General features: G+C 65.4%; 8 protein-coding genes. 5 read left to right on the forward strand and 3 right to left on the reverse strand.

The features are described 5' to 3' along the window. Positions 1-808 (forward strand): hypothetical protein (locus H8A92_RS38645; protein WP_229200523.1); only part of this gene is annotated, 808 nt, incomplete at its 5' end. A gap of 29 nt (positions 809-837) precedes the next feature. Here the strand turns inward: H8A92_RS38645 and H8A92_RS38650 are convergent. Next, complete coding sequence (locus H8A92_RS38650) at positions 838-1,761, reverse strand: ketopantoate reductase family protein (RefSeq protein WP_229200524.1); 924 nt, start codon at positions 1,759-1,761, stop codon at positions 838-840. 179 nt (positions 1,762-1,940) lie between these two features. On the opposite strand from H8A92_RS38650, the gene H8A92_RS38655 reads away from it, so the two are divergent. After that, a complete protein-coding gene (locus tag H8A92_RS38655) occupies positions 1,941-2,756 on the forward strand; it encodes an ABC transporter ATP-binding protein (RefSeq protein WP_229200525.1) in 816 nt (271 codons plus the stop codon). Continuing rightward, the gene (locus tag H8A92_RS38660) at positions 2,756-3,541 is read left to right on the forward strand and encodes an ABC transporter permease (RefSeq protein WP_229200526.1); all 786 of its coding nucleotides are present in this window, start codon (positions 2,756-2,758) and stop codon (positions 3,539-3,541) included. Before H8A92_RS38655 ends, H8A92_RS38660 begins: the two co-directional genes overlap by 1 nt. Here H8A92_RS38660 and H8A92_RS38665 read toward each other — a convergent pair. Further along, the gene (locus tag H8A92_RS38665; RefSeq protein WP_229200527.1) at positions 3,538-4,380 is read right to left on the reverse strand and encodes a helix-turn-helix transcriptional regulator; all 843 of its coding nucleotides are present in this window, start codon (positions 4,378-4,380) and stop codon (positions 3,538-3,540) included. The two genes, H8A92_RS38660 and H8A92_RS38665, sit on opposite strands and share 4 nt — an antisense overlap. Positions 4,381-4,472: 92 nt before the next feature. Between H8A92_RS38665 and H8A92_RS38670 the strand changes: the two genes are divergently transcribed. Together H8A92_RS38670 and H8A92_RS38675 are read left to right on the forward strand one after the other, a co-directional pair. Next, the gene (locus H8A92_RS38670; RefSeq protein WP_229200528.1) at positions 4,473-5,366 is read left to right on the forward strand and encodes an SDR family oxidoreductase; all 894 of its coding nucleotides are present in this window, start codon (positions 4,473-4,475) and stop codon (positions 5,364-5,366) included. 28 nt (positions 5,367-5,394) lie between these two features. After that, positions 5,395-6,105 carry an SDR family oxidoreductase gene (locus H8A92_RS38675; RefSeq protein WP_229200529.1) on the forward strand — a complete coding sequence of 237 codons (711 nt, stop codon included), beginning with the start codon at positions 5,395-5,397 and terminating at the stop codon, positions 6,103-6,105. 70 nt (positions 6,106-6,175) lie between these two features. Here the strand turns inward: H8A92_RS38675 and H8A92_RS38680 are convergent, their stop codons facing one another. Then, positions 6,176-7,501: a 4Fe-4S binding protein gene (locus tag H8A92_RS38680; protein WP_229200530.1), complete on the reverse strand. Its 1,326-nt coding sequence runs from the start codon at positions 7,499-7,501 to the stop codon at positions 6,176-6,178. Positions 7,502-7,766: the final 265 nt, after the last annotated feature.

Here is a 7,766-nt window from a genome sequence, read left to right on the forward strand (position 1 = left end):
GGGCTCACTGAGCTATCAATCCGGGTCGGGCGTCGACACATTGTGGGTCCGCGCGAACGACGGCACCGTCTGGGGATCATGGTCAAGCGCTTTCACCGTGAACGCACCGATCGACACCGGCCCGGTCGTGAGTCCGACCAATTCAAGCACGCTGTCCGTTCAAGGCCAGACGTTCGCTGTGTCCTCACTCTTCACCTATGCGGATCCGTTCGGCAGTTCCGCGACGTCGTATGATGTCTGGAACACCGGAAGCGGGAACGGCTACTTCACGCTGAACGGCACGACGCTCGGAGCAAATCAGGGCAACATCGTCGCGGCCTCGCAGCTCTCGCAGCTTGCGTATCATGTCGGCTCGGGCACAGACACGCTCTGGATAAAGGCCAATGACGGGACCGTGTGGGGCGCCTGGTCCAGTGCCTTCACGGTCAGCGATCCCTCGATCATTCCAGCCGGACAGACCCTGGAGCTTGCGTCAGCAAGCTCAGCTCAAATCTCCTTTGCGTCAGGCTCCGGCACGCTGAAGCTCGATGATCCCGCTGGTTTCTCCGGCACCGTCGCCGGCATGACGGGAGCCGACGCGATCGATTTCGCCAACATCAATTTTGCGGCTGGGCAAACCGTCGCCTTCGCCGGCAACACGTCGGGCGGATCGCTGACGATCTCGGACGGCGTCCACGCCGCCAGTATCGCCTTGCTCGGAAACTACATGGCATCCACCTTCGTCGCCGCGAGCGATGGACACAACGGCACGACGATCACGGTGCATCCCGATCAGGTCGCCACGCTCGCCCCGTCGCAACATGCCTGAGCGCGGTTGCTCCAACGCGCGCAGCCCGCCTACGCCGGTGCGCCCATCGCATAGGGCTTCAGCACCGCATAGAGGAAATCGTGCGTCGGCGTCGGGATGCCGAGCTTGCGGCCGAGCTCGACCACCTTGCCGCTCAGCCAGGGCAGTTCGAGCCGGTTGCCGCGCTCGAGATCGAGCGCCATCGAGGCCTTCATTGCCGGCGGCGCGTGCCCGATGAAATCGAGCACTTTCGCGAGTGGGTCCGGCGGCAGCTTGATGCCGCTGGCGTGGGCGATGGCGATGATCTCCTCGCAGGCCGACACGAAGAACGGACGCAGGTCGGGATCGTCGCGCAGTCTGCCGATCGGCTGGCGCGTGACCGCGGTCATGCCGGCATTGGTGGCGAGGCCGACGAACTTCATCCACAGCTCGGTGTTGATCTGCTCGCTCAGCGTCGCATCGAAGCCGGCCTTGAGGCAGAGCTCGAGCAGCGCCCTGCCGCGCGGCGTGATGCGGCCGTCGAACTCGCCGAAGATCATGCGCATGAAGGTGCCGACCTGGTTGATTACGCCGGGCTTGACGATCGAGGCAGAAATCTGCGCCACGCCGCCCATCACGGCGTTGCGGCCCAGGATCGGGATCAGCCGGTCCGGCGCGTCGATGCCGTTCTGCAGCGGAATCACGGCGGTGTCGGGCCCGACCATCGGCTTGATGTGCGCCCCGGCGCTTTCGACGTCCCACAGCTTGACGCAGAACAGCACGATATCGACCGGGCCGACGTTTGCGGGATCGTCGGTCGCCTGGGTCGGGACCAGATGGGTTTCGCCGCGGCCGCCCTGAACCTTCAGCCCCTCGCTGCGCATGGCCGCCAGATGGGCGCCGCGCGCGATAAAGGTAACGTCGGCTCCGGCATGTGCGAGCGCCGCACCAAAGCCGCCCCCGACGCCTCCAGCGCCCACCACTGCGATCCGCATGATTGTCTCCTTGTCCACCGCGTCGGCCCGCAGCCTCGACGATGTCGTTGCTGTGCGCAACCCGATTTGCCTGAAAACCGCGTGACCGCGGCCTTGCGTACCTACGCCATCTTCCTGCGTTGAACTTGCCGGCCCGAACCGCTAAGCCATTTCCGAAAGTTCGGGAGGGATGGGTGGCGATGACGGAGCCGACGGCGGTCGCGCTTGACGGTGCGACGGTGGCGTTTCGGTTGGCGGATGGACGCGTCTACATCGCGGTCGAGCAGGCCAATCTTTCAGTTGATCATGGCGAGTTCGTCGCCATTGTCGGCCCGACCGGATGCGGAAAGTCGACGCTGCTCAACGTCACCGCCGGGTTGTTGAAGCCCGCCGCTGGGACGGCGCGGATCTTCGACCGGCCGCTGAGCGGCCTCAACCGCGACGCCGGTTACCTGTTCCAGGCCGATGCGCTGTTCCCGTGGAAGACCGCGATCGACAATGTGGCAATCGGGCTCGAGATCAGAGGGACGCCGCGCACCGAGGCGCTGGCGCGCGCCGGGAGGTGGCTGACCTCGGTCGGGCTCGGCGCGTTCGCGGGCCGCTATCCGCACATGCTGTCGGGCGGCCAGCGCAAGCGCGTCGCCCTTGCACAGGTCCTGATCCGCGACCCGAAGATCCTCTTGATGGACGAGCCGTTCGGCCCGCTCGACGCCCAGACGCGGCAGATCATGGGCAATCTGCTGCTGGAATTGTGGACCGCCGACCGCAAGGCGGTGCTGTTCGTCACCCACGATCTCGAGGAAGCGATCGCACTGGCCGACCGCGTCGTGATCATGTCCGCCGGTCCTTCCGCGCGCATCATCGGCGACTGGCGCATCACGCTGCCGCGGCCGCGCGACATCGCCGAGATCAGGATGGAGAAGGATTTCCATGCGCTGCACCGAGAGATCTGGGGCGTGCTGAAGGATGAGGTGATGAAGGGGTATGTCCAGTCGACGCAGGCGGGAGCCGCCTGATGTCGCGCGTCACGTTGCTGGCTTTGCAGGTTTTGGTCGCCGTCGTCACGCTGGTGTTGTGGCAAGTCCTTTCCACCGTGCCGGTGTTCGGCAAGGTGCTGCTGCCGCCGTTCTTCTTCTCCAATCCGGTCGACGTCTTCAGCCAGATTGTCAAATGGTTCTGGACCGGGGTGATCTGGAAGCATCTTGCGATCACGTTGTGGGAATCGATCCTCGCCTTCGTGATCGGCTCGGCCGGCGGCATTCTGGTCGGCTTCTGGTTCGCGCGGCAGCCGCGCGTCGCCGCGGTGTTCGATCCCTATGTGAAGATGGTCAACGCACTGCCGCGCGTGGTGCTGGCGCCGATCTTCGCGCTGTGGTTCGGGCTCGGCGTCTGGTCCAAGGTCGCGCTCGGCGTGACCCTGGTGTTCTTCATCGTGTTCTTCAACGTCTATCAGGGCGTCAAGGAAGTGCCGACCACCGTGCTCGACAATGGCCGCATGCTCGGCATGAACGAGCGGCAACTGATGCGCCATGTCTACTGGCCCTCGGCGCTGTCCTGGATGTTCTCCTCGCTCCACACCTCGGTCGGCTTTGCCGTGGTCGGCGCGGTGGTCGGCGAATATCTCGGCTCGGCTGCCGGCCTTGGCTATCTGATCCAGCAGGCCGAAGGCGTGTTCGACGTCGCCGGCGTGTTCGCCGGCATGTTCGTGCTGTCGGCCTTTGTCATCCTGATCGACATGGGTGTGACCGCGGTGGAGAAGCGGCTCCTGGTCTGGCGGCCGACGGCGGCGGCGCGGGATTAGCCCGCTGCCGGCGTTGCCCCCATCAGCCTGCGGATCTTCTCCGTCACCTCGGGGTCTACAGGATTGTAGACGATCATGCTGAGGTCGGGCCGGCCGTCGACTGCGAACGCCGAATATTCGAATTTCACCGGGCCAAGGATCGGGTGCCGGAGCTGCTTGATGCCCTCGCCATGGGTGCGCACGTCGTTGTCACGCCACAGCGCCGCAAATTCCGGGCTCAGCCGGCAGAGCTCGTCGACGAACGGTTGCACCTCGGCTGCAGCTCCTGCGCGTGCCGCATCGACCCTGAAGGCGCCGACCACGAAGCGCGCCACGCTTGCCCAGTCGTGTTGCGCGGCGCGGACGCGCGGATCGAGGAACATGAAACGCAGCACGTTGCGCTCGCGCGGCGGCAGCGATCCGTAGTCCGTCAGCATCACGGTCGCCGCCCGGTTCCAGGCGACGACGTCCCATATCGCGGTCCTGATGATCGCGGGGTGCGGCTCCAGCACGTCGAGCACGCGTTGCAGCCGCGGCGTCACGCCTTCGCTTCTCTGGTAGCGCACCTCGGGCGTGCGGCCGAGGCCGAGCAGGAACAGATGCTCGCGCTCGACATCGGTCAGCATCAACGCGCGCGCGATGCGGTCGAGCACATCGGCCGACGGCGCGCCGCCGCGACCCTGTTCGAGCCAGGTGTACCAGGTCGCTGAGATGTTGGCGCGCTGAGCCACTTCCTCGCGGCGCAAGCCCGGCGTGCGGCGACGCTCCGGCGGAAAGCCGAACGTGGCGGGATCGAGCTTGCTGCGGCGGTCCTTCAGGTAAGCGCCGAGCAGGTTCTCATGCGCGAGCGGTTCGCTCATCCTGTTAGCCATTATACCATGATAAGGTCACTACTTTACCACGATAGCGCAGCGACCCAGATTTGTCTCCAGCAAAACCTGGAGACTTGCTGATGCGTGTGTTTGTCACTGGAGCCACCGGCTGGGTCGGCTCTGCCGTTACCGACGATCTGATTGCCGCCGGCCATCAGGTGCTCGGGATGACCCGTTCCGACAAGGGCGCCGAAGCGCTCGCCGCTGCCGGCGTGGAGGTACATTACGGGACACTGGAAGATCTCGACAGCCTGCGCAGCGGCGCCGCGCAGGCGGACGCGGTGATCCATTGCGCCTTCAACCACGACTTTTCGAAGTTCGCGCAGAACTCCGAGGATGACCGGCGCGCCATCGAGACGCTCGGTGCCGTGCTCGAAGGATCGAACCGGCAGCTGATTACCACGTCGGGTGTTGCAACGATGGCGCAGGGCCGCGTCGCCACCGAGGAGGACGCGCCGCATCCGCCTTCGCCCGCATTGCCGCGCATGACCGAAGCGGCCACCTCGGCAGTGGCGGCGCGCGGCGTGCGCGCCGGCGTCGTCCGGCTTGCGCCGTCGGTGCATGGCCATGGCGATCACGGCTTCGTACCGCGCCTCATCGCCATCGCGCGGGAGAAGGGCGTCTCCGCCTATGTCGGCGAAGGGCTCAATCGCTGGCCGGGCGTGCATCGCCTCGATGCGGCGCGGCTCTATCGTCTCGCGCTCGAACGCGGCGTCGACGGCGGCCCCTTCCATGCCATCGCCGACGAGGGCGTGCCGTTCAGGGCGATCGCCGAGGTGATCGCGCGCCGCCTGAACATTCCCCTGGTCTCGAAGTCGCCGGAGGAAGCGGTCGCGCATTTCGGCTTCCTGGGCAGGTTTGCCGGCGCCGACGTGCCGGCCTCGAGTGCGCGAACACGGTCGCGGCTCGACTGGCAGCCGCAACAGCCCGGGCTGATCGCCGACATCGATCACCCCGCCTATTTCGCGCAGTGATGACGGAGACGAGACCATGACAAACGCAATGTCGCTCGATGGCAGGCGTGTGATCGCAATCGGAGGATCGTCGGGGATCGGCTTTGCCGTCGCCGCGCTCGCGCGGGAACGGGGTGCGGAGGTGGTGATTGCCTCCAGCAACCCCGCGAACGTCGATGCGGCGGTCGCGCGGCTGCCGGGATCTTCAGGTATGACTATCGATCTGCGCGACGAAGCCGGCGTGTCGCGCTTCTTCGATCAGGTGGGCAGCTTCGATCATCTCGTGATCACGGTGGGCGATCAGGGTCTCCCGGCGTTCGGTGCGACGCGTGATCTCGATCTCGCTGTTGCGCGCGAGGCTCTCGCGCTCCGCTTCTGGGGCTCGCTCGCGGCGGTCAAGCACGGCAGCCGCGCGATCGCTTCGAACGGATCGATCACGCTGACCGGCGGCATGCTGGCGCACCGCCCGCAAAAGAGCATGCCGTTCGTGACCGCGGCCGCGGGAGCCATGGAGAGCCTGGCCCGCGGCCTTGCCGTCGATCTTGCGCCCGTCCGCGTCAATGCCGTGTGCCCGGGACTCATTCTCACCGAGCGCGTCAGGCAGATGCCGGAGGAGAGGGTGCGCGGCTATGTGGCAGGCTTGCCGTTGCCGCGGGCGGCATCGCCGGATGAGGCGGCCACTGCCTACGTCTACCTGATGTTGAACAGTTACGTCACGGGGCAGACTCTTGCGGTGGATGGCGGTGGTCTGTTGGTGTGAGATCGGCAGCGTGAAATGTAGGGCGGGTTACGGCTGCGCCTGACCCGCCCTACGCAGGGAAGCATCCGGCTCAGAGCGGGAAGCACCGCATATAGGCTGCGAACAGTTTCTCATCGCTCACCCTCACCAGTTCCGCGGCAATCGCGTCGGCAAGCTCGAGGTCGCGGTTCTGGATGCGCAGCCATGCCTCAGTATCGGCGGTGATGTTCAGGGTTGCCTCTCCGACGTGTCGCCCGGGCACCACCTGGAGGTCCTTGCCCTTGATCGTCACCGTCATATCCAGCGCGCTTGCACCGGTGAAGCGCAGATGCGTCACGAGGTCGAGGCCGCGCGCCCTGCCGCGCTGGAATCCGAGCGACAGCGAGAAGATGTAGGACTGGACGCTGCCGGTATGGCGGCCGGACGTGACCTGCTGGACCTTCTTGTGCGGGAAGCGCCGCGTCACCGTGTCCTCGGCGTCGGTATCCGGGATTACGTAGACGAACTCATCCTTGTCGATCAGCGGCTTCACCACGTCGGCGAAATGGCCGTCGCGGTCTTCCAGAAAAGGCCCGATCACGTCTTCGCCGGCCGGGCAGGCCGAGATGCAATAGGCCGCCTTGTAGCCCGGTTTGAACGACAGCGATTGCCAGATGTTCAGCGTCTCGGTGCGGGGAACGCGGGCGCGATAATCCTTTGCATCCTTCGAATCCGCGACCTTCTCGACCCACTGCGTGAAGTTGCCGAGAAAGTCGTGATAATTATGGGTGTGGCAGGACAGGAAATCGAAGCCGCCGTCCGGCTTGATGGCGCCCACCGGGCAGGCGGCGACGCACAATTTGCATTCCAGGCAGGGATTGTAGTCGATCGGCTGGTCGTGGGCGTCGACCTCGCAGCCGAGCAGGACGGTGCCGAGCAGCACGAAGCTGCCGAATTTCGGGTGAATGACGCTGCGATGGATTCCCATCCGGCCGAGGCCTGCTTCCACCGCGATCGGCTTGTGCTGGACCATCATGATCCTGGGCAGGTCCATCTCCATCGGGAAAGCGGCGACTGAATTGCACGCCGGGATGCCGTGCTCGTCGAGCGCGCGAACGATGGCGCGCGCGGTTTCGTTGACGTGGTCGTAGGTGCCGTGGAATTCCTCGTTGGCGACCGAGCGCGACGGCGAGCGCACCGGCTCGCGGTTCATGTGGCAGGCGATCGCGAGCAGGGATCGGGTCCGGCCATAGACCTTCCGGATGAAGTCCCGCTGCGGCGCGATGGCGGCACGCTCGAATTCGATGATGCCGACGTCGTCGGCTCCGCAGTTCCGCGCGATCTCCTTGATGAGTTCGGACGAGACCGGCGCATCGCGGACGGGCTGGCTGTTGCGCGCACGCACGGCTCTGACCGTGGGGTGATCGTCCAGGCTCATGAGTCCTGCTCTCTATAAATGACGATCATCATATTATGGGACGAGCAAGTATGAGGCAAGTTAATTATCTGTTGATCGTCATGTAACGGAACTGGCGTCATGCGGGGTTTGCAAATGCCCGGATGACGCTCATGCACGACCCAACGAAGTCAGCACCGTCATCGCTGAGGTGCGAGCGGAGCGAGCCTCGAAGGATGCACGGCCCAAGCTGTGGCCGATTCATCCTTCGAGGCTCGCCCAGCCGCGCAAGAGCGCCGCTGGGCGA

Origin of the sequence: Bradyrhizobium acaciae (assembly GCF_020889785.1) — a bacterium.
Lineage (GTDB): Bacteria > Pseudomonadota > Alphaproteobacteria > Rhizobiales > Xanthobacteraceae > Bradyrhizobium > Bradyrhizobium acaciae.

Bases quoted from the DNA above. Each gene is read 5' to 3' on its own strand.
- H8A92_RS38660 (WP_229200526.1), top strand. From the start codon at position 2,756: ATGTCGCGCGTCACGTTGCTGGCTTTGCAGGTTTTGGTCGCCGTCGTC.
- H8A92_RS38675 (WP_229200529.1), top strand. From the start codon at position 5,395: ATGTCGCTCGATGGCAGGCGTGTGATCGCAATCGGAGGATCGTCGGGG.
- H8A92_RS38680 (WP_229200530.1), bottom strand. From the start codon at position 7,501: ATGAGCCTGGACGATCACCCCACGGTCAGAGCCGTGCGTGCGCGCAAC.
- H8A92_RS38655 (WP_229200525.1), top strand. From the start codon at position 1,941: ATGACGGAGCCGACGGCGGTCGCGCTTGACGGTGCGACGGTGGCGTTT.
- H8A92_RS38650 (WP_229200524.1), bottom strand. From the start codon at position 1,761: ATGCGGATCGCAGTGGTGGGCGCTGGAGGCGTCGGGGGCGGCTTTGGT.
- H8A92_RS38665 (WP_229200527.1), bottom strand. From the start codon at position 4,380: ATGAGCGAACCGCTCGCGCATGAGAACCTGCTCGGCGCTTACCTGAAG.
- H8A92_RS38670 (WP_229200528.1), top strand. From the start codon at position 4,473: ATGCGTGTGTTTGTCACTGGAGCCACCGGCTGGGTCGGCTCTGCCGTT.